Source organism: Gordonia sp. BP-119, assembly GCF_016924115.1.
Taxonomy (GTDB): Bacteria; Actinomycetota; Actinomycetes; order Mycobacteriales; family Mycobacteriaceae; genus Gordonia; species Gordonia hongkongensis.
This window is the reverse complement of sequence record NZ_JAFFZF010000014.1, coordinates 33,245-56,106: the sequence shown is the minus strand read 5'-3', so window position 1 is coordinate 56,106 and position 22,862 is coordinate 33,245. Positions and strand designations below refer to the sequence as shown.

Annotated in this window: 17 protein-coding genes; 12 read left to right on the top strand and 5 right to left on the bottom strand. The window is 69.8% G+C overall.

All coding sequences use genetic code 11. The annotated features are described in order from the left end of the window. The first annotated feature begins 23 nt into the window (after window positions 1-23). Together ispD and ispF are read left to right on the top strand one after the other, a co-directional pair. Window positions 24-716, top strand: coding sequence for a 2-C-methyl-D-erythritol 4-phosphate cytidylyltransferase (gene ispD / locus JW364_RS10600; protein WP_068972207.1), 693 nt, complete (start codon window positions 24-26; stop codon window positions 714-716). Further along, window positions 713-1,180 carry a 2-C-methyl-D-erythritol 2,4-cyclodiphosphate synthase gene (ispF, locus tag JW364_RS10595; RefSeq protein ID WP_068972206.1) on the top strand — a complete coding sequence of 156 codons (468 nt, stop codon included), beginning with the start codon at window positions 713-715 and terminating at the stop codon, window positions 1,178-1,180. Before ispD ends, ispF begins: the two co-directional genes overlap by 4 nt. On the opposite strand, the gene JW364_RS10590 is transcribed toward ispF, so the two are convergent. Further along, window positions 1,177-2,409: a nucleotide disphospho-sugar-binding domain-containing protein gene (locus tag JW364_RS10590; RefSeq protein WP_068972205.1), complete on the bottom strand. Its 1,233-nt coding sequence runs from the start codon at window positions 2,407-2,409 to the stop codon at window positions 1,177-1,179. The genes ispF and JW364_RS10590 overlap by 4 nt on opposite strands. Next, window positions 2,406-3,758 (bottom strand): hypothetical protein, encoded by a 1,353-nt coding sequence (locus tag JW364_RS10585; protein ID WP_068972204.1) that lies wholly within the window; start codon window positions 3,756-3,758, stop codon window positions 2,406-2,408. The genes JW364_RS10590 and JW364_RS10585 overlap by 4 nt, the downstream gene beginning before the upstream one ends. A gap of 496 nt (window positions 3,759-4,254) precedes the next feature. Here JW364_RS10585 and JW364_RS10580 point away from each other — a divergent pair, with 496 nt between their 5' ends. From JW364_RS10580 to rlmB, 5 genes are all read left to right on the top strand, one after another. Continuing rightward, the gene (locus tag JW364_RS10580) at window positions 4,255-5,763 is read left to right on the top strand and encodes a condensation domain-containing protein (RefSeq protein WP_068972229.1); all 1,509 of its coding nucleotides are present in this window, start codon (window positions 4,255-4,257) and stop codon (window positions 5,761-5,763) included. After that, window positions 5,763-7,214: an acyltransferase gene (locus JW364_RS10575; protein WP_068972203.1), complete on the top strand. Its 1,452-nt coding sequence runs from the start codon at window positions 5,763-5,765 to the stop codon at window positions 7,212-7,214. The genes JW364_RS10580 and JW364_RS10575 overlap by 1 nt, the downstream gene beginning before the upstream one ends. Continuing rightward, window positions 7,211-8,557 (top strand): condensation protein, encoded by a 1,347-nt coding sequence (locus JW364_RS10570; RefSeq protein WP_068972202.1) that lies wholly within the window; start codon window positions 7,211-7,213, stop codon window positions 8,555-8,557. The genes JW364_RS10575 and JW364_RS10570 overlap by 4 nt, the downstream gene beginning before the upstream one ends. Before the next feature lie 63 nt (window positions 8,558-8,620). Further along, a complete protein-coding gene (cysS, locus tag JW364_RS10565) occupies window positions 8,621-10,012 on the top strand; it encodes a cysteine--tRNA ligase (protein WP_205334078.1) in 1,392 nt (463 codons plus the stop codon). Beyond that, entirely contained in the window at window positions 10,012-10,962 is a 951-nt protein-coding gene (gene rlmB / locus JW364_RS10560) for a 23S rRNA (guanosine(2251)-2'-O)-methyltransferase RlmB (RefSeq protein WP_055475218.1), read from the top strand. Before cysS ends, rlmB begins: the two co-directional genes overlap by 1 nt. 20 nt (window positions 10,963-10,982) lie before the next feature. Here the strand turns inward: rlmB and JW364_RS10555 are convergent, their stop codons facing one another. Then, window positions 10,983-11,741 (bottom strand): LamB/YcsF family protein, encoded by a 759-nt coding sequence (locus JW364_RS10555; protein ID WP_055475217.1) that lies wholly within the window; start codon window positions 11,739-11,741, stop codon window positions 10,983-10,985. 99 nt (window positions 11,742-11,840) lie between these two features. Between JW364_RS10555 and JW364_RS10550 the strand changes: the two genes are divergently transcribed. Beyond that, window positions 11,841-13,406: a carboxylesterase/lipase family protein gene (locus tag JW364_RS10550; RefSeq protein WP_205334079.1), complete on the top strand. Its 1,566-nt coding sequence runs from the start codon at window positions 11,841-11,843 to the stop codon at window positions 13,404-13,406. 471 nt (window positions 13,407-13,877) lie between these two features. On the opposite strand, the gene JW364_RS10545 is transcribed toward JW364_RS10550, so the two are convergent. Next, on the bottom strand, window positions 13,878-14,681 hold the full coding sequence (locus JW364_RS10545) for an alpha/beta fold hydrolase (RefSeq protein WP_068972228.1): 804 nt from the start codon (window positions 14,679-14,681) through the stop codon (window positions 13,878-13,880). A gap of 221 nt (window positions 14,682-14,902) precedes the next feature. Between JW364_RS10545 and JW364_RS10540 the strand changes: the two genes are divergently transcribed. Genes JW364_RS10540 through JW364_RS10525 form a run of 4 tightly spaced genes read left to right on the top strand, consistent with a single transcriptional unit; the run spans window position 14,903 to window position 21,688 of the window. Next, complete coding sequence (locus tag JW364_RS10540; RefSeq protein WP_137809742.1) at window positions 14,903-16,864, top strand: LPXTG cell wall anchor domain-containing protein; 1,962 nt, start codon at window positions 14,903-14,905, stop codon at window positions 16,862-16,864. 5 nt (window positions 16,865-16,869) lie between these two features. Next, window positions 16,870-18,480, top strand: a complete 1,611-nt coding sequence (locus tag JW364_RS10535; RefSeq protein ID WP_205334080.1) for a hypothetical protein — start codon at window positions 16,870-16,872, stop codon at window positions 18,478-18,480. Beyond that, entirely contained in the window at window positions 18,477-20,036 is a 1,560-nt protein-coding gene (locus JW364_RS10530; protein WP_137809740.1) for a glycosyltransferase, read from the top strand. The genes JW364_RS10535 and JW364_RS10530 overlap by 4 nt, the downstream gene beginning before the upstream one ends. Beyond that, a complete protein-coding gene (locus JW364_RS10525; protein ID WP_137809739.1) occupies window positions 20,033-21,688 on the top strand; it encodes a glycosyltransferase family 39 protein in 1,656 nt (551 codons plus the stop codon). Before JW364_RS10530 ends, JW364_RS10525 begins: the two co-directional genes overlap by 4 nt. A 24-nt stretch (window positions 21,689-21,712) precedes the next feature. On the opposite strand, the gene JW364_RS10520 is transcribed toward JW364_RS10525, so the two are convergent. Continuing rightward, a complete protein-coding gene (locus JW364_RS10520) occupies window positions 21,713-22,861 on the bottom strand; it encodes a beta-mannosidase (RefSeq protein ID WP_242697003.1) in 1,149 nt (382 codons plus the stop codon). Between the last annotated feature and the right edge of the window lies 1 nt (window position 22,862).

The following is a 22,862-nucleotide window of genomic DNA, read 5'->3' as shown; positions in this document are numbered from 1 at the left end:
TCGCACCTGGATCAGGACTCTTCGTGACCCCTACGCCGGAGCTTTCCGGCGCAGAAGTCTGTGTCATCATCCCGGCCGCCGGGTCGGGAACCCGGCTCGGTGAGCCGGTGCCCAAGGCCTTCGTGGACGTGGGTGGACGGACGATCATCGAGCGATGCGTCGACAACATCCCCGCCTCGCTGGGGGCGACCGTGGTCGTCGTGGTGCCCGCCGACCTCGTCGAGCGGGCATCGGCGTTGCTGACCGGCGTGCGCGTCGTCGCCGGTGGCGCTCACCGATCGGATTCGGTGCGCGCCGGCATCGCCGCCGCCGGTGGCGCCGGCATCCTGCTCGTGCACGACGCCGCGCGACCACTCACCCCCGCGCGGGTGTTCACCGACGTCGTCGCCGCGATCCGCGCCGGGCATCAGGCGGTCGTCCCCGCCGTTCCCGTCGTCGACACCCTCAAACAGGTCGAGCCCGGCCCGGCCGGTCTCGAACGCGTGACGCGGACCGTCGACCGCGAGAAGTTGCGCGCCGTGCAGACCCCTCAGGGTTTCGCCCGTGACGCCCTCATCCGCGCGCACGCCGATGACGCCGGTATCGCGACCGACGACGCCGGCCTCGTCGAGAGATGCGGAATCGATGTCCACCTCGTCCCTGGAGACCCGCTTGCCATGAAGATCACCACGCCCTGGGACCTGCGTATCGTGCGCGACATGGTCGGTGGGCGATGAGGGTCGGCATCGGTACCGATGCCCATCGCGTCGACGCGTCCGCCGAGTGCTGGATGGTCGGTCTGTATTTTCCCGACGAACCGGGGTGTGAAGGCCACTCCGACGGCGACGTCGGCGCCCACGCGCTGTGCGATGCGGTGCTGTCGGCGGCGGGTCTGGGTGACGTGGGTTCCGTGTTCGGCACCGGTCGCCCGGAGTGGGAGGGTGTCTCGGGAGTCCAGATGCTCTCGCACGTACGGACTCTCATCGAGGCCGACGGGCTCCGCGTGGTGAACGCGGCCGTACAGGTGGTGGGCAATCGGCCCAAGATCGGACCGCGCCGTGCGGAGGCGCAGCAGGTGCTGTCCGACGTGCTGGGCGGCCCGGTGTCGGTGTCGGCGACAACGACCGACGGCCTGGGCATGACCGGCCGCGGCGAGGGGATCGCCGCGGTGGCCACCGCGCTGCTGGACGCCGCGGACTAATTCCCCGAGCTCAGCAGGATGTCGCAGGCCCGGCCGGTGGCCTCGGCCGGCGGGGTGAGACGCGCGGCGAGACCGGCCGCGCCCGCCGCCACCGCGGGATCGGTGAGGGGGGCCAGATCGTCCGGGCCGAACCGGGCGAGACGGTTGCCCGCTCCGGCGCCGGCTCTGCGCAGGGCGGCCGCCCACATCGGCTGATCGGCGCTCAACCACGCGACCACCGACGGGATCCCGGCGCGCGCCACGGCCGCCGTGGTGCCGGCGCCACCGTGGTGAACGGCACCGCCGCACTGCGGCAACAGGAGCTCGTGGTCGACGGGCCCATCGATGTGCAGCAGCCGGTCGTGGTGTGGCAGCGGGTGTTCGGTGTGCCCGATGACGCGCAGGCCGCGGGCGAGCAGAGTGGACACGATGGCGGTGATCTGCTCGCTGCTGATCTTCATGCTGCCGAAACCGACATAGACGGGTGGTTCGCCCCCGCCGATCCAGTCCAGCGCGGCGGCCGTCGCGTCGTTCCCGGTCGCCATCGCACTCCGGGACGCTTTGTCGGGCAACAGGAATCCGACCAGCGGACGCTGCGCGCCCCACTCCTCGTCGAGACCGGGGAAGAGCGCGGCGTCGTAGGCCTGGATCTCCGGCACGCCCCGCGCCCGGAGTCGGCTCCCGAGTGGGCCTTTCGCGGCCGGTAGGTCGAGTTCGTGGCGGAGTCGACGGTCCGCCCCGCGCACCGTCAGCCAATAGGTGCGGTCGGCGAGCAGCCACATCGCTCGCGAGACGGGCCGGGGGTAGCGGCGGTAGCGGACGTCGAGGCTCGCGTTGGGCCGCAGCGGACAGAAGTGCAACGGCACGAACGGGATTCCACGGCTCTGTGCGATCGCCTCGCCGCGGTCCTGCGCGAGCGGACCGGTCACGAGCAGATCCGAGGAGTCGGCGAGCTCGCGCATCACGCGCTCGGAGGTCGCGCGCCCGTGTTCGGCGACCTCGCCGAGTGCACGCAGACGTACGCGCGGGTTCTTCGATTTGAGGCGTTCTTTCACCAGAGGGCTCGTGAGGAGCTCGGCGGTCGACGGTGCCAGCACCTCGGTCGGCAGACCCGTCGCGGCGGTCATGTCGACCAGATCCGCCGGTACGGCCAGACGTACCCCGTGTCCGCGCCGGGTGAGCTCGGCGCCGAGCGCGATCGCCGGCTGGATGTCACCCCGGCTGCCGTGGACCGCGAATGCGAACCTCATGCGCCCCAGGGCTTTCCCGAGATCCCCCAGGCGGCGAGCTCGTCTTCGACGAGGGACCGCAGGGACGCGGCGTCGGGGATGCGGACCGGGTCGAGGGAACTGACGCTGAACATCACGTGGCCGTCGTTGATCGCGAGCCAGCCGCTGACGCCGCCTTTGCGGTCGCGCAACCGCACCGGGTCGCCGGTCGCGGTGATGGCCCGGATCGACAGTGCACCAGCGGTTCCGGTGCCGAGCGTCGCGAACTCGTCGGGGGCCTGGCCGACGTTCGACGCCAGGCACAGCGGTGTGGTCACCTTGGACGCCAGGCGCCGCGTGATCGACGGGCTCAGCGCCTGCAACACGACGGCTCGTTGCGCGACGGCGCCCGAGTTCGCGGCGAGTCTGCCGTAGGCGTCCTTGCATGCGGTGCGCACCGCGGTGAGGTCGTCGTAGCGCCCGGGGACGACCTCCACGAAAGCCGTTGCGCCCGAGCTGGCGTTGGCCCGCCGGTCGTCGAGCGTGCGGGAGGAGACCGGCAGCGAGACCGGGACGACGTCCCCTTCCGACACGCGGCCGCTGCGCTCGAGGATGCCGACCATCAGGGCGGCGAAGAGACTGTTGTCGGTGCCCCCGCGGGACTTCGCCGCCCCGGTGTAGTCCGCCTGCGGGATCAGGACCGTGACATTCGGCGCGGTCTCGGCGCTCGAGACGTCGGTGTCGGGTGTGGGCCGGCCGGTCACCCGCACGGGGGAGGGCGGCGGGGTGGACCGGCTCGCCCGCCAGATCCGCGCCGCGGTCGTGCCCGCGGTCCACAGCAGGTCCGCCGCATCGCGGACGTCGGAGACGAGGCCGGGTTCGGCGCCGGGCACGTAGTCGAGGCCGTGGATGGCCTCGATGACCGCGACCGCTCCGGTGCCGCCGTCGGCGATGACATGGGAGATGATCAGCGAGACCAGCACCGAGTCGTCGGCGGCCGCGCGGGCGACGACGAGCCGCCACGCCGGCCCGTTCTCGAAGTCGAGCGGGGCGTCCGCCTGTGCCCGGCCCCAGGCCTCCTCGTCGCCGGCCGGTACCGGTTCGGTCTGCACCGAGACCGCGCCCGCCTCCGGGGTGTACCGCCAGTACGCGCGGCCGGGTCCACGGTGTCGGGTGACGAGCCTGCTCAGGCGCCCATAACGCAACTTCTGGCCGAGTGCGGTGATGGTGTCGACGTCGACCGTGCCCGGGAACCGCCAGAGTGTCTGGTTCACGACGGGGAGGCCGAGGACGACGTCCATCCGGACGAACAGGTCGTCGTCTGCGGTCAGGCGGTCGACGACCTCCGGTGCCGACGTGCGGTCGGGGCGGACCAGGGATGCAAAATTCATGCTTGCCTTGCCGTTGGTTGATCGGGTCAGGTGATTGCCGGTACGGACTCCGCACTCTTCACCGCAGGACGCGCACACTACCGGACGCCTCTCCGGGAGACACGAGAGGGAAACCGCGGTTCGGTAGGGGTTCTGACGATGAGATCTTTCACACCGAGTCAGGGACCAACGGGCGACTCCCGCGCGCCCAGCGGTCATTGCTACGGCAGAAAAGCGCTCCGGAGACCTCAAAACTAAGGGTCAGAGCCATACGAGCACGTTAGTCGGACCTACGGACGTTCGAGTCAGGTTGTCGGCCGACTCTTGCCACCGCATAGCCTCGCATTCATTTTGCTCGCCAAACTATCAATCAAGGCGGATCCGGGTTACTGTCTTGACCGTTGATAAGGGCGTCCTAACCACGTTGGTGCGATCGGCTGTGGTGTCTGGGTCTGCGGTGGTGTCGTTGAGGACGTCCACCGAGGTGCTCGAACGCGTGGCGAACACGGAGGAAGTTGTGGAATACACCGAGCTGACCGACTATTCGATGCCCGGCGGCACCGTCACCGCCTGGGAGCCGCAGGTCGACGCCACCGAGTGGCAGACGGACTCCCGACAGCTGTCCTACATGCACCTCGAACACGCCCGCCGGGCGGTCCGCGAGGGGTCGGAGTGGTACAGCCAGTGGATCGGCACCGCCTTCCGGATCGAGCATCCGCTCGACCGGGAAGCTCTCTCCCGCACCATCATCGCGTGGTATCGCCGGCACGAGGCCTTTCGGACCTCGGTACGCGTCCACGAACCGGAGCATCCGCAGGGCGACCTGACCCGGATCACCATCTCGGCCGATTCGATCACCGTCCGCCAGCGCGACTTCGGGTCGGACCTGGCTGCCGACGAGGTCTCCGGCCTGGTCACCGACTACTTCAATCGCACGGTCACGCCGTTGAGCTGGCCGCACTGCATCGCCGTGACCGTGGAGCCGACCGGTGACGACACCGGATTCCTGCTCGTGTTCGCGGCCGACCACACCGTGATGGACGCCTACACCCAGGTGTTCGCCATCCGCGAGCTCACCGCGCTCTACGCCGCCGAGGTGACCGGTGAACCCCACGCGCTGAACCAGTTCGGCAGCTACCTCGACTTCAGCGACGCCGAGCGTCGACTCGGTGAGCAGATCGACGCGAACAACGTCGCGGTCAGTCAGTGGCGGGACTTCTTCGACGACACCCCGACCGCCGTGCAGCCCGAACCCGTCCCACGTTTCCCGCGGTTCGAGGTGCCGGCCGGTTCGCCGCGCACCATCGTGTCGGAACGCTTGCCGGACAACGGGTTCCAGGCGACCTTGTCGCACTGGCTGCTCGACGCCGCGGACACCAAGCGCTTCGACGCGGTGTGCAAGGGTGCCGGATCGTCGATGGCGGCGGGGATCTACACCGCGCTGTCCATGACCTCGGCCGCGCTGTCGGGCAGTGCGGATCTGCGATTCATCGGCCCGGTGCACACCCGTAACGCCATCGAGTGGGGCGAAGCCGTCGGCTGGTTCGTCGGCATCATCCCCGTCGCGATCCGGCCCGGCCGGCCGGCGAAGTTCACCGACGCGCTGACGGCCGTGGCGGCGACCTCCGCGCAGTACAAGAGCGTGGGTGCGGCCCCGTTCGCGCCGGTGGCCGAACTCATCGGCGGCGACGTGACGCCGCCCGGCTTCGTGGTGTCCTACATCGACCTCCGTCATGCCGAGGGTGCGGCCGACTGGACACCTCGCCAGGCGCGCGTGCTGCGCAGCGCGACGCGCGACGCCGACGAGGTCTACTTCTGGATCAACCGGATTCCGACCGGGCTCAACGTGTCCGCGCGATTCCCCGCCGACGAGAACGCCGCCGCCGTCGAGGTCTTCCTCTCCACGTTCCGCGAGATCCTGACGACGATCGTCGCCGACGGTGACTGCGAGTACACCTACCGTGCGGTCGAATCCGTGCCGGCCGGAGCGCACACCGGAGGGTCGACGGCCGCACTCGGCAGCTGATGACCGGCGCCGTGCGGACCGTCTTCGCCACGCCCCGGTTCGGTGCGCCGGGCTCGGTGGTGGTCCCGCTGCGCGACCACCTGATCGGCGGTCGGACCGTCGAGTGGGAACTGCGCGACGCCGATCGAGTGGGCCGTGCCGCGCAGCAGTGGGGGAGCGGGGTCTCGTTCCTGCAGTCCGACCACCTGGCGACGATGGGCGACAAGCGGCGTCGCGGCGAGGTGCACACCGGATTCCTGCTCGCCGCCATGCGTTTCGACACCGTCCTCGACGAGGGCGCGATGGCCGCGGCGCTCACCGACTTCGTGCGTCGGCACGAAGAACTGCGCGCGCACTACCGCCCCGGACCGGACGGTCCCCAGCGGTGGGTGGCGCCGCCCGAGGAGTACGTGATCGAGGTCGCCGACACCGAATCCGTCATCGTGGCCGGGGCCGATCTCGGCACCTGGGTCGGGCGTCGGGCGTCGGAAAAGGCTCGCGCGGAACTGGTTCCGGGGTCCTGGTGGGCGGCGACCGTCGACGACGGCGGTTTCACCTTCTTCGTGGCCACGGATCACGCGCACGGCGACGGATATTCGTCGGTGCTCGCACTGACCGAGATCACCGCGCTCTACCGTGCACACTGCGCGGGGAGGACACCCACACCGCCGGCGCCGGGCGCGTTCGGCGAAGCCGTGCTCGCCGAACGGTCCGCGGCGGCCGCGCTCCCGCCCGACGACGAGCGGGTGGCGATGTGGCGAGAGGTGTTGCTGGCCAACGACGGTCGCGCACCGCGGTGCCCGCTCGACCTGGGCCTCACCGACGACGCCCCGGCCCCGGCGGTCGCGGTGGAGCAGTGGTTGCTCGATCCGGATGCGCTCGCGCGCTGCGACGCCCGACTGGACCGGACCGGCGAGGGATTCGCCGGTCTCCTGTACGCCACCCTGGCGGTGCGTCACCGCGAGATCACCGGGGAGTCGCGGTTCTTCGTCTCCACGGTGCTCGCCACCCGCGACGCCGGGACCGCGTGGACCCAGGGCTGGCTGTGCAACTTCGCCCCGATCGCAGTGGAGCTCCCCGCCGAGCCGACGCCCTTCGACGACGTGGTGCGCGCGGCCGGACGTAGCGTGCGCGCCGCGCGCCGCGCGAGTTCGGCGCCCGCACACGGGGTCCTGGCGTTGCTGGCCGCCGAAGGCGTCTTCCGGGGCCTGGACGGCAGCCCGTACATGGTGTCCTACACCGATCTGGCGCGACTACCGATCGGCGACGACCCGGCCCTGACGACGATGCAGACCTCGAGTGGCGTCGGCCCCACGCGCAACGCCAACCTGTGGTTCACGCGGACCCCCGCGGGCCTCGTCGTCCGGTGTCATCTCCCCGACAACGACGTGGCACGCACATCGGTCGCCGACCACCTCGCACGTGTCGGCGGCATCCTCGACGACTATGCGAGCGGGAGGCCGCAGCGGTGAAGCTCTCGAGTTCGGAGACCTGGGAGGTCGAGCCGGGGGAACTGATCCGATGGCTTCCGCTACCCGGCGGCTGCGCGGCGTCGTCGAGCGCGCCGGTGTCGGAGAACGAGCGATTCCACCTGGACTCGATCGCGCAGGGGCAACCCGGCTGGATCGCGCTCACGCTCGACTTCCCCGAGCGGCTCGAGCTCGCGCGCCTTGGCGAGGTGGTGTCCACCGTCATCGCGCGGCACGACGTCCTGCGCAGCCACTACGTGGCGACCGACACCGGATACCAGCGAGTGCTGCACGGCGGCGTCGACGTCAAGGAGGACTCGCACGAACCCGACGCCGGGCTCGGGCCCGCGGAGTTCGCGGCCGAACTGGCCGGACGGATCACCGCCACGTGCAACCCGTTCGAGCCGGTGCCGCACTTCCTGGCCGCCGTCCGCAGAGCGTCGAGCACGACCCTCGTCTGCGGGTTCGACCACTGCTACGTCGACGCGCGCTCGATGGCGCTGCTGTCCTCCGAGATCTGCGATCTGCTCGCCGGCGCGGCCCTCGCTCCCGCGGAGTCCGGGCTGGACGCGCTGCGTCGGGTCGCGGGCGACGAGGCGGCGGTGCCCCCCGACGACCCCCGACTGGGCGAGTGGGGACGATTCCTGGCCGCGACCGACTGGCAGGTCCCGGAGTTCCCCGTCGACCTCGGTGTCCCGGCGGGCGAATCCGTGGAGATGCGCACGATCGTCGAGACCCTCCTGCCGGGCGATAAGGCGCGGGCATTCAGTTCGGCGGTCCACCGACACGGCGGGCGGACGTACCCCGCGGTGCTCACCTGCGCGGCAATGGCCGTCAAGTCGCTCGGCGGGCCCGACGAGCTCGCCACCGTGGTGCCCACCGGCACCGGCGCGGGCCCCGGCTGTGTGGGCTGGTCGGTGGGCAACGCGCCCCTGCGGATCACCGGCGGCGACGATCTGTTCGGGGCGGCGGAGATCAACACGGTCCGGCTCGCCGCCGCCCTGCCGCTGGCCGAGATCGGGCTGACCCCGGTCTACCTCGCCTTCGGCAACCGGCTCCGTCAGCGCCGGTCGGACGTCTTCATGATGTCCTACGTCGACTACACGCGACTGCCGGGTCCGCATCGGGGGGTACGGGCCGAACAGGTCTCCAGTGCCAAACCGACCGACACCGCGCAATGGTGGTTCTGGCGCGATGCGGACGGGATCCACGTCCGCGTGCGGCATCCCGCCACCGAGCGGGCAGTCGCAGTCCTGTCCGCGACCATCGCGGAGATGAGGGCGACCGCCGCCGCCGTCGCCGCGGAGCCGGCCGGCCCGGTCGGCGTCCCCGGTGAGGGTGCGTGAGGTGCGCGCACCTGCGGCTCGGGCCGTCGGTGGCCAGGTCAGGGTCCGGTAGGATTGCCGGTCGTGACCCTGCGCCTGTATGACACCGACTCCCGAGAGGTGCGCGACTTCGTGCCGCTGCACCCAGGCCAGGCGTCGGTGTACCTGTGCGGGGCGACGGTCCAGGGAGTTCCGCACATCGGGCACGTCCGCAGCGGTATCGCCTTCGACATCCTGCGGCGCTGGCTGACCCACCAGGGCCTCGACGTGCTGTTCGTGCGCAACGTGACCGACATCGACGACAAGATCCTGCGGAAGGCCGCGGACGCGGGACGGCCGTGGTGGGAATGGGCGGCCACCCACGAGCGTGCGTTCGACGACGCCTACCGCGCGCTGGGGGTCCTGCCGCCGTCGGCCGAGCCGCGGGCCACGGGGTTCGTCACCCAGATGATCGAATACATGGAGCGACTGATCGACCGCGGGCACGCCTACGTCGCCGACGGCAACGTGTACTTCGACGTCCTGAGCCTGCCGGAGTACGGGTCGCTGTCCGGACACCGGCTCGACGACGTGCATCAGGGCGAGAGCGCGGGGACCGGCAAACGCGATCCCCGCGACTTCACCCTGTGGAAGGCGGCCAAGCCCGACGAGCCGTCCTGGCCGACGCCCTGGGGCCCCGGCCGTCCCGGCTGGCACCTCGAGTGCTCGGCGATGGCCACCTCGCTGCTCGGCGCTGAGTTCGACATCCACTGCGGCGGGATGGATCTCATCTTCCCGCACCACGAGAACGAGATCGCGCAGGCACACGGTGCGGGAGATGCGTTCGCGCGCTACTGGTTACACAACGGCTGGGTCACCATGGGTGGCGAGAAGATGAGCAAGTCGCTGGGCAACGTGGTGTCGATCCCCGCGATGCTGCAACGGGTCCGGGCGGTCGAGCTCCGCTACTACCTCGGCAGCGCGCACTACCGGTCGATGCTGGAGTACTCGTCTGGCGCGCTCACCGAGGCCGCCGCCGGCTATCGGCGCGTCGAGTCGTTCGTGGCCCGGGTCGGCGCGCGCGTGGGCGAGGTGGTCGTCGGGGATGTCGACCCCGAGTTCGCCGCCGCGCTCGACGACGACCTCGGCGTCCCGGCCGCACTCGCGGTCGTGCACAACGTGGTTCGGCAGGGCAATACCGCGTTGGAGTCCGGTGACGGAGCCGCCGCGCTGGCCGCTGCGTCCACGGTCCGCGCGATGATGGGGATTCTGGGCGTCGACCCGCTGGACGACCGGTGGGCGGGTGCCGCCGACGAGTCGGCCGCCACCTCCGCACTCGACGTGCTGGTGCAGGCGGAATTGCAGCGACGCGCCGACGCGCGCGTCGCCAAGGACTGGGCGACCGCGGACGCGGTGCGGGATCGGCTGGCGCAGGCCGGTATCGAGGTCACCGACACCCCCGACGGTGCGCAATGGGCATTGAAGGGTGAGGCGTGATGGCAGGGAACTCCAAGCGCAGAGGCGCGATTCGCAAGGACGGCACCAAGAAGGGGCAGACCGTCGGCTCGGGTGGTCAGCGTCGCCGCGGCCTCGAGGCCCGTGGCGCGACACCGAAAGCAGTTGACCGGCCGTATCATCCGGCTCACAAGCGAGCCAAGGCGGCGTCGAAGTCGGCGGCCGGTCGCAGCGGGGCGCGGGCCCGGGACGAAGGTCCCGAGTATGTCCTCGGCCGCAATCCGGTTGTGGAATGCCTGCGCGCCGGCGTGCCGGCCACCGCGCTGTACATCGCCACCAACTCCGAGCCCGACGAGCGGGTCGCCGAGGCGGTGAAGATCGCCGGCGACTCGGCGATCTCCATCCTCGAGGTCGGCAAACCCGAACTCGATCGCCTGTCCACCAACGGAATGCACCAGGGCATCGCGCTGCAGGTGCCGGAGTTCGAGTACACCCACCCGGACGACCTGATGGCGGAGGCCAAGGCCAGCGGCACCCCGCCGCTGCTCGTCGCCCTCGACAACATCACCGATCCGCGCAACCTGGGCGCGGTGATCCGCTCGGTCGCGGCCTTCGGCGGGCACGGCGTGGTCATCCCCGCACGACGCAGCGCGAGCGTGACGGCCGTCGCCTGGCGGACCAGCGCCGGTGCCGCGGCGCGCCTGCCGGTCGCCCGCGCGACCAATCTGACTCGCACATTGAAGGATTGGGCCGACGCCGGGGCGCAACTGGTCGGTCTAGATGCAGACGGTGACGTCACCCTCGACGACTACGACGGCAGCGGCCCCACCGTGATCGTGGTCGGTTCGGAGGGCAAGGGGCTCTCCCGCCTCGTCCGCGAGAGCTGCGACTCGATCCTGTCCATTCCGATGGCCGGCGACGTCGAGAGCCTCAACGCCTCGGTCGCCGCGGGTGTGGTCCTCGCCGAGTTCGCCCGCCAGCGACGCGGCTAGGCAGCATCCCTCCCGGCCGGTCAGGCCGGTGGCGCGCCGATGACGATTCCGGCGGCGGTGAGTGCGTCGCGCACGGCCTGCGCGTGTCCGACCGCGCCCGGGGTGTCGCCATGGAGGCAGACCGATCCGGCGTCGACGTCGATCAGGGTTCCGTCGATCGCGCCGATCCGGCCCGTCGTGACGAGTTCGACCACCCGTCGCGCGATCTCGGCGCTGTCCGACAACACCGCGCCGTCGGTTCCGCGCGGCACGAGGGTGCCCTCCGGGGTGTAGGCGCGGTCGGCGAACGCCTCGGAGATGGTGTCGAGTCCCGCCCGTCGGGCGCGTGACAGCACCTCCGATCCCGGTAGCCCCATGACCGCCAATCCGGCGTCGACATCGCGGACCGCGGTGACCACGGCCTCGGCCTGCTGCTCGTGATGGACGATGGTGTTGTACAGCGCGCCATGCGGTTTGACGTAGGTGACGGCCCCGCCGACCGATCGGGCGAGGGCGTCGAGCGCGCCGATCTGGTACACCAGGTCGGCGACGAGGTCCGGAGTCGTCATCTCCATGAACCGGCGCCCGAAGCCGCTGCGATCGGGGTAGGACACCTGGGCGCCGATCCGGACCCCGGCGTCGACCGCGGCCCGGCAGGTGGCGAGCAACTGCGCGGGGGTGCCGGCGTGAAAGCCGCACGCCACGTTGGCGCTGGTGACGATCCCCAGCATCGCCGCGTCGTCACCGATGCCCTCACCGAGGTCGGCGTTGAGGTCGATGCGTGCCGCGCCGGAACCCATGAGCGCATCGTAGTGGTGGCCGACCAGCGGGGACCGCCCGATCGGTGTGTGCGCGGCGGCGGGTAGACGAAGTCGTCGTTTTCGTCTACGGTGGTGGGTATGGCATTTCTCGACAGTAAGGTGACCACCCGTAACGGCGTGGTCGAGGGCGCCCGGGGGAAGCGGCTGCGCAAGGGGACCATCAGCTGGCGAGGCATCCCGTTCGCGGCACCGCCGGTGGCCCATCGCCGGTTCCGTGCACCGGAGCCCGCCCACGACTGGCCCGGCGTCCGCGACTGCACCAAGGTGGCCAAAGCGGCCATCCAGGAGAAGCGGTTCACGGCCATCGCCCCGGGCAAGTTCGCGCCGATGGCCGAGGACTGCCTCACGCTGAACGTCTACTCGCCCGACGTCGCGTCGTCGACTCCGCGACCGGTGATGGTGTTCATCCACGGCGGTGTGTTCATCCTCGGCACGGCCGCCACCCCGCTCTACGACGGCGCCTTCCTCGCGCGTGCCCAGGACGTCGTCGTCGTCACCATCCAGTACCGGTTCGGTCCGTTCGGCTTCCTCGACCTCGGTCAGTTCGCCACCGAGGACCGTCCGTTCGACTCCAACGTCGGCCTGCGTGACCAGATCGCGGCCCTGCAGTGGGTCCAGGACAACATCGAGGCGTTCGGCGGGGACGCGGAGAACGTCACGATCTTCGGCGAGAGCGCCGGCGGGTCGTCGGTGCTCTCGCTGCTGTCCGCCCCGTCGACGACCGGTCTCTATCACCAGGCCATCGCGCAGAGTCCCGCCCCGGAACTGATCGTCGAGCAGGACGCGGCGAAGATCTTCGCGGACGAGTTCGTCCGGCTGTTGCGCGACCCGCAGCGTCGGGCGACCTCCTTCGAACGGGACGAGCCGCCCGTCGACACGGTCCACGCCCAGCGTCTGCTCACCTCGCCCAACCCGGCGTTGCTGCTGGCGGCGGCGAACCGGCTGATGCGATTCGCCACCAAGACCGCCGGCGGTGCGATCCCGTTCGCGCCCGTCGTCGACGGCGATCTGCTGCCGCGGTCGCCGCTCGCCGCCGCCGCGGGTGGGCTCACGCAGCCGGTGCCGCTCGTGATCGGCAGCAACCGCGACGAGGGCAAGCTGTTCGCCAAACTCTGGAACGTCCTGCCCGACTGGAACGTCCTGCCCGACGCCGAACGCACCCTGATGCGCGTCGAGGACGAAGAGGTCCGGCGCGAGATCGCCTCGCACTACGAGGACGGGGACCGGGATCGCATCCGGCTGGACGGCGACTCGATGTTCTGGGCACCGATGAGCGCCTTCGCCGACGGGCACAGCGCCGTCGCCCCGACCTACGTGTACCGCTACGACTACCAGACGAAGGTGCTCGAGGCCACGGGCTTCGGGGCCACGCACGGCACCGAGCTGTTCAGCGTGTTCGGTGCCTACCGGGCCCCGATGGGTGCCGGTCTCGCCCTCGCCGACTGGCCCGCCACCGGCCGGGTCACCAAGAACGTCCAGACCCGCTGGGGCGGGTTCGCCCGCACCGGCGACCCCGGTTTCGGCTGGCCCGCCTACACCACCGCCGACCGCAAGGTCCTCGTCCTCGACGACCCCGACCACGTCGAGGCCGACCCGGACACCCTGCGGCGCCAGGCGTGGTACCGGGTGCATTCGCCGGCCTAGGCGGCCGTCGTGCACAACGAGAGAACACCCCTCAGCATCCACATCTCTGCTCCCTGAGGTGCGAGCGAAGCGAGCCACGAAGGGCTTCGCAACGTGTCTCACCAGGCCCTTCGTGGCTCGTCGCTTACGCTCCTCACACCTCAGGGAGCAAAGGGGCAGTCGCTGACGCTCCTCGCACCTCAGTAACTGCGGCCTGGCGGCCGTCGTGGACCACGAAAGAACAGTGAGCGTCCACATCTATGCTCCCTGAGGTGCGAGCGCAGCGAGCCACGAAGGGCTCCGAGACGCGTCTCACCAGGCCCTTCGTGGCTCGTCGCTAACGCTCCTCACACCTCAGGGATCAAAGGGGCAATCGCTGACGCTCCTCACACCTCAGGGAGCAAAGGGGCAGTCGCTAACGCTCCTCGCACCTCAGGGAGCAGAGGGAGCACCCCACAGACCCGCCGCGGTTTGTTGTTCTTTCGGAGCGGGTCAGCCGAACTCCCAGACCGACGGGGGGTCGGCGGCCAGGAACGACAGGACGAGCGGGTTGAACAGCTCGGGCGATTCGACGGGCAGGATGTGGGTGCCCGGGATCACGGCCAGCCGGGCCGCCGGCAGCGTCCGCGACAGCTCGAGCGCGTGCTCGAGGCGGACGAGCCCGCGATCGCCGACCACCACCAGCGTCGGTACCTCGACGCCGGTGAATTCGCTGACCTCGCACTCCGGTTCGGCGGCGAGCATCCGGACCGCCTTGTCGAAGACCGTCTCGAAATGCTCGGGCCCGTCCGGTGACGTGGTGTCGTAGTAGATGCGCAGGTAGTCCATCGTCACCGGGTCGCGGCGAGACACCCGGGAGATGAACTCGTCGGCCATCCGGCCGGCACGGTTCAGGTATCCGCCGACGAACACCAGCCGATGGACGAGGTCCGGGCGGTCCCGGGCGACGAGCAGGGCGACGGTGCCGCCGTCGGCCCATCCCACCAGATTGGCAGGCCGGCGCACGACGGTCTCGAGATAGACGATCGTGCGTGCCACGATCCGGTCGAGGTGGAACTCGCCGGGGAGGTCGGGACTGTGACCGTGACCGGGCCGTTCGGGTACGAACACCTGCTGACCGGCGTCGAGGAAGGCGGGGATCTGCGTTCCCCACGTCGACGCCGACGCGAACAGCCCGTGGAGCAGGACCATCGGCGGGCCGTATGACTCGCCGGCGGTGAAGTGCCAGATCGTCGCGTCGGCGATGTCCACGTAGACGCCGCCGTCGACGCGTTCGCCGGCGTGAACCTGTCGCATCGCGCTCCCTCGAATCTCGCCGGACGTGTCGACCTGCAGGACATGGTCGCAGAGTCGGGTGCCGGTTCGGGGCATCGTTGGCGAATCGAGATGGCACGGATGACTCGCACCGGGCGGCCCACCGGTCCGATCGCGTGAAAATATGTGCCGAGCCGTGTCGTGGGATAGGTTTCCTTCGGGGCGTTTGAGGGTCGGGACGGGGGTCACTCGAAGGGTGACGAATGCACGTGTCCTGGAAAACCCGCGGCGAGTCGCGTTGTCGACGTAGCCGTGGGCCGGCGTTGTTGCTGGTGGGCCTGCTGTTGGCCGGCATCGCCTCGATCGGGGCGCCGTCGACACCGGCCGCGCAGGCGGCGCCGGGGGATCCGCCTGCGCCGCTGAACCTTCGCGATCTCGGTTCGTCGCCGACCATCGCGTTCCCGGGACAGCAGGGCGAGGTGAGTCTGTCCCTCGCGGTACCGCCGGATCTCGCCCCCACCGAATTGCGCGGCGTCACGCAGTATCCCGCTTTCGTCACCGGCGGCAACATCGACGTCCTGCAGGAAGGCCGGCTGATCTCGCGGACGCCGATCAATCCGGCTGTGAATTCGCCGATCTCGCTGTCGCTACGCGGCGTGCGGGTCGAACGCAACGCCGCCGACATCGTCCTGCGGACCTATCTGCGCACGGCCGGATCGTGTCTGTTCGACCCCGATTCGGGGTTGCGCATCCAGAATGCGACCGTCACATACGGTGGCCGGGAAGCCGCGCCGAACAGCGTCGCCGAGTTCCTGCCGCCGGTCCTGCGCAAGCTGACCATCTTCGTCCCCGACGACGTGCGGCCCGCCGAGGGCGCTGCGGCCGTGTCGCTCGCGACCGCCGTGATCGCGAATTACGGTGCGGCGACAGTGGAGATCGAGACGGACTCGCTGCCGCGCGGCGATGCCGCACCCGACGAGGAGATCGAATCGCTCGAACGGCAGATCGTCATCAACTCGGCTCTGCCCGACGGACTCAGCCTGGGGCCGGGTGCAGGCTGGCCGGTGTTGCGGATAGGCGGCAGCGAGGACGACCTGGAGACCCAGGTCGAGTTCCTCACCTCTGATCTCTCGTCGATCGCCGTCAGCTCCGCGGCCGTGGCCGGACCGCCTTTTGCCGCACCGCAACTCGCGCCGGAGGTCACCACGCTCGCCGAACTGGGCGTGGGGGATCAGCGCGTCTCGGCGACCGGCTGGCCGACCATCTCGTTCGGGGTCGACCAGACGCGCCTGGGACGGCCGTCTCAGAACGTGCGAATGCAGCTGAAGGGCACCTACACCCCGATGGGCGGCCAGATCGCGGTGTCCGTCGGGGACCGGGTCATCGCCTCCTGGCCCGCCGACTCCTCCGGCAGCTACAACTCCTGGGTCGACATCCCCGCCGATCTGCTGACGCGTTTCACCGAGGTCACCGTCACCTACAACCACGGCGACGTCGGCGAGCAGTGTGGCGCGGGAGTGCGCAGTTCGCTGAGCCTGGACTCGTCCGGGGAGGTGCGATCCGAGGTCGCCGACCCGCCGACACCATCCGGGTTCGCATCGTTGCCGCAGGCGTTGATGCCGCGGAACTCGTTGGCCTGGACCCGCGGTGACGTCGCCGACGTCGCCCGCGCGGTGGCGCTGATGTCGGGCCTGCAGCGACTGTCGGCGGTGCGTCTCGGAGTCGACGTCGTACCGCTCGACGACGCCATGTCGGCCTCGGCCCCCGCGGTCGTCATCGCCGCGGACGGCCAGGGATTGCCCGAGCTGTCGCTGCCGGTGACCGCCGACGGCGGCACGGTCTCGGTGCTCAATCCCGACGGCCGGCGCGCCGAGGTGCTGCTGTCGCCGACCGTGCGCTTCGGTTCGCTGCAGGTGGCCCGTGATGCCGGCCGGTCGGTGCTTGTCGCGACCTCGACGAACGACGCCGCCGATCTCGACGCCCTGCTCGACTGGCTGGCCGCCGATCCCGATCGCTGGCCGTCGCTGAACGGCGACGCCTTGTTGCAGGTGTCCGGCCAGGAGCCCGTCCTCGTGGTCGATGACGACGCGCAGCAGCCGGAATCGTCGACCGGCGACACCTCCTGGGTGGCGTTCGCGGTCGTCGGGGTCGGCATCGTCGTGGTGGCGGCCGTCGCGGCGACCCTCATCCTGCGCCGTCGACGGCAACGGACCGCCGAGAGCTGACCGGCGTGCCCGAGGCTCCCGCGACGACCACGGCCCAGAACCCGGAACCGTCGACCCCGGATCCGGGGTCGGCCGGTGCGACGAGTGCGGTCGCCACGCTCGTCGGCGTCGTCACGCGCCGCAAGCCCGAGACGCCGCACCCCGCTTTTGTCGATCACCCGGAGTGGCTGGTGGCGGCCCGGTGGCTGTTCCTGATCGGGTGCACGGCCCTGGGGTTCTGGAACACGATCGTCGCGATCGTCGACGAGTTGATGGCGCAGACGCTCATCCTCTACGTCCCGGTGCTGGTCGTCCTCGCGCTGATCGCCGTCATCGGGGTGTCGTGGCGCACCGTCGACGAACTGCCGATCTACGACCGGCAGACCGACGTCATCGTCGGCATCGTGGTGCTGATCCTCGCGCTGGCGATGAAGTATCTGGTCAACCCGCGCTATGCGCGCGCGTACCTCACCACCCACATGGATCTGCTCGCCCTGTGGTTGTTCGTCTTCGGCGCGGCGGTTCTGCTCTTCGGGCTGCGTCCGGTCGCCCGCTACCGGTGGGTGTGGCTGCTGTTGGTGCTCATCTTCCCGCCGCCGGTCCGCGCCGTCGTGCTGATCATGGGTGGGACGTCGCTCGCCGCCGGTTTCGTGGTGGTGCTGATGGCCGTCGCCGCGACCGCGATCGCGGTGGGTCGGACGTGGCGGCGGAAGCTGCTCGCGGCGTTGCTGGCCGGTGCGGTGGGCCTGGTCGCGCTGTTCGTGCTCGACGCGCTCGGCGCGCCCCGGAACATCGTCGTGCCCTATCCGGGCCTGATCGCGGCCCTCGCGACGTCGGCCTACATGCTGGTCGACTATCGGCGGCGCGGCGGCCGGAAGTGGTCGCCGCCCGAGGCCGGCCGGATCAGTCCGCCGAAAGTCCCGTTCGTGGGCCGGCCGGGTCTGGTGGTGCTGCTCGTGGCGGTCCTGCTGGCGCTGTGCCCCACCCCGCCGGTGGGTAGCAACTACCAGAGCAATCGCTATCCGCAGCTCGGTATCGGTGAGCCGCTCGTGGTCCCGGTCGGCTGGCGGCAGGAGTCCCTGGGTGTCTACGGGTGGGTGTCACGCCTCTACGGGCCGGGGTCCGTGCTGATCCGCCAGGTCCTGGTGCAGACCCGCGGCAACCGGGCCTACGACAAGTTCGCGCGTCCCCGGCGGGTGGTCGTCGACAGCGTCGACAGCCGGCGGCCACTCGTCCTCGACGTCTACCCGGACATCTTCCGCTACGACCTGTCCAACGAACGCACGAGCCTTCCGATCGAGGTGGACCTGTCGAACGGGGTCCGGGGTCGGGTGTGGAGTGTCGTCGACGACGAGCGCTACCTGACCTACACGGTGCTGTCCTGGCGATGGAACAACGGCAACCGAACCCAGCAGGTCATGCTGTGGGCGGTCGACAACCACGAGCCGGAGGCCTACTTCCCGGAGCCGCGCATCACGATCCTGGCGAACATGAACTCACTGATGACGATCCTGCTGCGGGGCAACTCGGTCCTGCTGGACACCGACCCGCAACTCAAGGACGAGGCCCTGCTCATCGGCTTGGCCGGGGAGCTCATCCGGGCCCAGCTCGGGGCCGCTCGGGGGGCCGGTGCATGAGCATCGACGAGGCCGGCCCCGGGCACGCCGCAGCCGCCGACAAGCCGGGGGTCGCGCGCAGCACGAGACCGACGCGTCCGGTGGCCGAACTGCTCGCCGACCCGGACTACCGGGCGCAGGCCCTCGAAGACGCCGTCAACCGTCTCCGCAACGCCGACGAGGACATGTCGGCCTCGGTGGCCTTCAGCCGGATTCAGAAGATCATCGGGTTCACGCTGCTCGGCATCATCGCCGTCGCGATGGTGATCGAACCGGTCGGGACCTGCGCCACCCTGGTCTCGATCGCCACGATCGGATACGTGGTGACCCTCGCCGACCGCCTGGTGATCTTCCGGCGGGGACTGGTCAACGGTGCCATCCGCGTCTCCGACGAGGACGCCCGGTCCATCCCCGACGACGAGTTGCCCGCCTACACCGTGTTCGTCCCGGCCTACGGCGAGCCGGAGGTGGTGGGTCAACTGGTGGCCGCGATGGAGACGATCGAGTACCCACGGGACAAGCTCCAGGTCCTGCTGCTGTTGGAAGAGGACGACGAGCCGACGATCGAGGCGGCGCGCGGGGTGGAGGAGAACGGGATCGTCACGGTTGTCCTGACACCCCCGGCACAGCCGCGGACCAAACCGAAGGCCTGCAACTACGGTATGCACTTCGCCACCGGCGACATCGTCACCATCTTCGACGCCGAGGACAAACCCGACCCGTTGCAGCTGCGTCGGGCGGTGTACGTGCTGAACAACTCCGGCGACGACTCGGTGGTCTGCGTGCAGGGCAAGCTCAGCTTCCACAACGTGCGCGACAACATGCTGACCGAGTGGTTCACGGCCGACTACGGCATCTGGTTCGGCTTCCTGCTGCCGGGCATGATGGTCAGTCGAGCGCCGATCCCGTTGGGCGGCACGTCGAATCACTTCCGGCGCGATGTCCTCGACACGATCGGCGCTTGGGACCCCTACAACGTGACCGAGGACGCCGACCTCGGGGTCCGCATCGCCGACCACGGATACCGCACCCTGGTGCTCGACTCGGTCACGATGGAAGAGGCCAATGTCGATGCCATCAACTGGGTCCGCCAGCGTTCCCGTTGGTACAAGGGCTATATGCAAACGTGGCTCGTCCACATGCGGCACCCGGTCAAGCTCTGGCACATCCTCGGGCCCGTCGCGTTCGTGCGCTTCACGCTGCTGATCGCCGGGACCCCGGTGATCGCCTGCCTGAACATGGTGTTCTGGCTGATCCTGGCGCTGTGGATCGGCGGGCAGCCACCGGTCGTCGCCGAGCTGTTCCCCGGACCCATCTACTACCTGTCGCTGATCTCGCTGCTGCTGGGCAACGGGGCAGCGCTGTACATGAACCTCGTCGCGATCCGCGAGGACGATCGCAGCGAACTGCTCGGTTTGGCCCTTCTCATCCCGCTGTACTGGCTGATGATGAGTGTCGCCGCCATCAAGGGCATGTGGCAGATCCTGGTCAATCCGTCGTACTGGGAGAAGACCTTTCACGGTCTGTCGACGAGCAGTTCGCCGGACACCGATCCCGACGGGCAGGAGCCGACGTGACCCGCCGTGTCCCGGCCTCGGTGCTGATCTTCCTCGCGACGTGGATCCCGTACCTCGTCATCGGGGTCTACCTCGTCAGCGAGGTGCAGCTGTTCTTCGGCGACGCGCTGTCGAGGGTGCAGTCGGCACAGAGCGTGCTGTTCAGTCGGACACCGCATCTCGCGGCGATCGGATTCATCTTCACCCCGCTGACCGCCATCGTCCAGCTGCCGCTGACCGCGCTCACCCCGTGGATCCCGGAGATGACGACGCAGGCGCTCTCGGCGGTGATCATGTCGTCGGCGTTCATGGCCGGATCGGTGGTGCAGGCGTCGGGGATCGCGCGCGACCAGGGCCTGCGTCCGCTCGTGGCAGGCACTTTCACGATCTTCTACGCGATCAATCCGATGATCGTCCTCTATGCCGCGAACGGGATGAGCGAGGCGCCGTACCTCTTCTTCTTGGCCTGGGCCACCCGTCGTCTGATCCGGTGGGTCTCCTCAGACGACGTCCACGAGCTCGTGGTGGCCGGGATCGCGCTCGGCCTGTCCTATCTCACCCGCTACGACGGCGGTGCCGCCGCATTGGCCGCGGCCTTCGTGGTCGGCTGGGTGACCTACACACGTCGCGACCGCCGAAAACGGGTGTCGCGCACGCTCCTCGACGTCACCCTGGTGGTGGCGCCCAGCGCACTGGCCTTCCTCGCCTGGGCGGCGGCGGGCTGGCTCATCACGGGTGACGCGTTCGCGCAGTTCACCTCTGAGTACGGCAACGCCGCGATCATCGCGCAGTCCGGCGGTAGCGGGTCGTCGACGACCGGGGATGCGATCGGGTTCTCCCTCACCGAGATCTTCATCCTCGCGCCACTGCTTCCGATACTCATTCTCGGAGTCATCGGGGTCCGTGCCCGACGTCATCGGCTTGCGGCGATGTTGCCCGCACTGCTGATCGTGGCCGTGCTGGCGTTTCAGGTCTTCGGTTACTCACGCGGTTCCACGTTCGGCTTTCTTCGGTTCTACATGACCGTGGTCCTGCTCGCCGCGGTCATCGCCCTGTTGTCTGTGCCCCTACGGCAGCAGGTTCCGATGCGTCGCGAGGGCAGGCATTCGGACATTCTGCCGCCCCGCCCCTATGCCTCGCGTTGGAGTAACAAGATCGCCGCGACGATCGTGATCGTCGTGGTCGCCACCGCGATCCCGGTCACCGCCGCCGGGATGACGTCACCCAAGTACGCGCCCCAGGAGTTCGCGCTCGGATCGGTGGTCGATCCGCGCCCGGACTCGGTGGACCAGAAGTACCTCGGCGAGCAGCGCATCGTGCGGTCGTTCTCCACCGAGCGGGCGCTGGCGCAGTATCTCGACGGTCTGGACCTGCCCGACGGCGCGGTGTTGTGCGACACCGTGTACGGCTTCGCGGTGGTGGTCCAGTCCGAGCGGCCGCGCCAGTTCGTCATCCCGTCGGATCGCGACTTCGCGCAGCTGCTCAACGACCCGGTCGGCGGCGGTGTGCGCTACTTCCTCACCGTCCCACCGGAAGGTCGGGGACTCTCCGACGCGGTCAACCAGCGGTATCCGACCATCTACGAGAACGGCGCCCAGATCGGGGTTCTCGTCCTCGAGGCGCGCAACCAGGGCGCGGATCTGCCGGACTGGCGGCTGTATCAGCTGGTGTGAGCCCGAGCGGACCGTCGCATGCGATCAGGAGACGTTCTCGCGCACCACATTCCAGGCCGGGTCATGCAACCCGATGTCGTACGAGCACTGCGCGCCGCGCGGGTCCGGCACGAAGGACCACAGCAGCGCGCCGGCGACCCCGGCGTCGCGGTGGCGCGCGATGATGGTCTCGAACTGTTCGGCCCGGTTCGCGATCGAGCCACATGAGCCGGCGTGTATCCCGATCTCGTTGACCACGAGCGGTTTTCCGAGCTCGCGAGCCTGCGCCAGTCGTGCGCGCAGATTGCTGCCCGCGGGCCCCGATTCGGGATCGACATCGGAGCGGTAGTCGTGAAAGTCGAGCACGTCCACGCCGGCCGAGCCCAGGACCTCGGCATAACCCGCGCCCGCGAGGCCGCACTGGTCGCCGCCCACCACTCCAGAGAAGATCGGACGGTCGGCGTCGTAGGCCCGGAGATGGGCGCCGGCGCGGTCGAAGAACGCGCGCAACACGGCCGTGGCATCGTCGGGACACGTTCGCGCCTCCCAGTTGCACGAGGCCGGACCGCATTCGCTCGCCTCGGGCTCCCCGACGAGTTCCCAGCCGGCGATCGACGGCTCGTCGTGCCAGCGGGTCACCGCGATCTCGACCCACTCCGCGTACGTCAGCCCGCCGACGATCTCCTCGGTCTGCCAACCGTCGACATAGAAGTCGCGTTCCTTGAACCGCTCGTCCTCGCAGTCGCCCGAGCCTCCGGTGAGGACCGGCAGGACCATCTGGTGATGCCGGGCCGCGGCCTGGAAGACCCGGTCGATCGGCCCGAAATCGATGAGCCCGCTGCGCTTGTCGACGGCGAAGACCGAGTACAGGTTGAATCGGGTCAGCGCGCGGGGCGGGAGTCTGTCGAAGTACCCGTCGGCGTCGACCTGGGCGCCGCAGCCGCGGTTGACCGACCAGTCGGTGCTGAGCTGATACGCATTGAAACCCGCGGGCCACCAGGGTTTTCCGTCGAGTACCAGGCCGGTGGGAGTGGTCGAGGCCCGATGCGACTGGGTGATCTGGGGAGGTCCCGGATCGGGGGTGCGCGCACACCCCGCGAGGCACAGCACGACGACGGCGATCGCGGTGACGAACAACCCGACCGCCCGCTTGTGCGTGCGCCGGCGGACCACAAGGTGCAGGCTACCCGTCACC

Bases quoted from the DNA above. Each gene is read 5' to 3' on its own strand.
- JW364_RS10590 (WP_068972205.1), bottom strand. From the start codon at position 2,409: ATGAGGTTCGCATTCGCGGTCCACGGCAGCCGGGGTGACATCCAGCCG.
- JW364_RS10530 (WP_137809740.1), top strand. From the start codon at position 18,477: ATGAGCATCGACGAGGCCGGCCCCGGGCACGCCGCAGCCGCCGACAAG.
- JW364_RS10555 (WP_055475217.1), bottom strand. From the start codon at position 11,741: ATGGGTTCCGGCGCGGCACGCATCGACCTCAACGCCGACCTCGGTGAG.
- rlmB (WP_055475218.1), top strand. From the start codon at position 10,012: ATGGCAGGGAACTCCAAGCGCAGAGGCGCGATTCGCAAGGACGGCACC.
- JW364_RS10575 (WP_068972203.1), top strand. From the start codon at position 5,763: ATGACCGGCGCCGTGCGGACCGTCTTCGCCACGCCCCGGTTCGGTGCG.
- ispF (WP_068972206.1), top strand. From the start codon at position 713: ATGAGGGTCGGCATCGGTACCGATGCCCATCGCGTCGACGCGTCCGCC.
- JW364_RS10585 (WP_068972204.1), bottom strand. From the start codon at position 3,758: ATGAATTTTGCATCCCTGGTCCGCCCCGACCGCACGTCGGCACCGGAG.
- JW364_RS10550 (WP_205334079.1), top strand. From the start codon at position 11,841: ATGGCATTTCTCGACAGTAAGGTGACCACCCGTAACGGCGTGGTCGAG.
- JW364_RS10540 (WP_137809742.1), top strand. From the start codon at position 14,903: ATGCACGTGTCCTGGAAAACCCGCGGCGAGTCGCGTTGTCGACGTAGC.
- JW364_RS10545 (WP_068972228.1), bottom strand. From the start codon at position 14,681: ATGCGACAGGTTCACGCCGGCGAACGCGTCGACGGCGGCGTCTACGTG.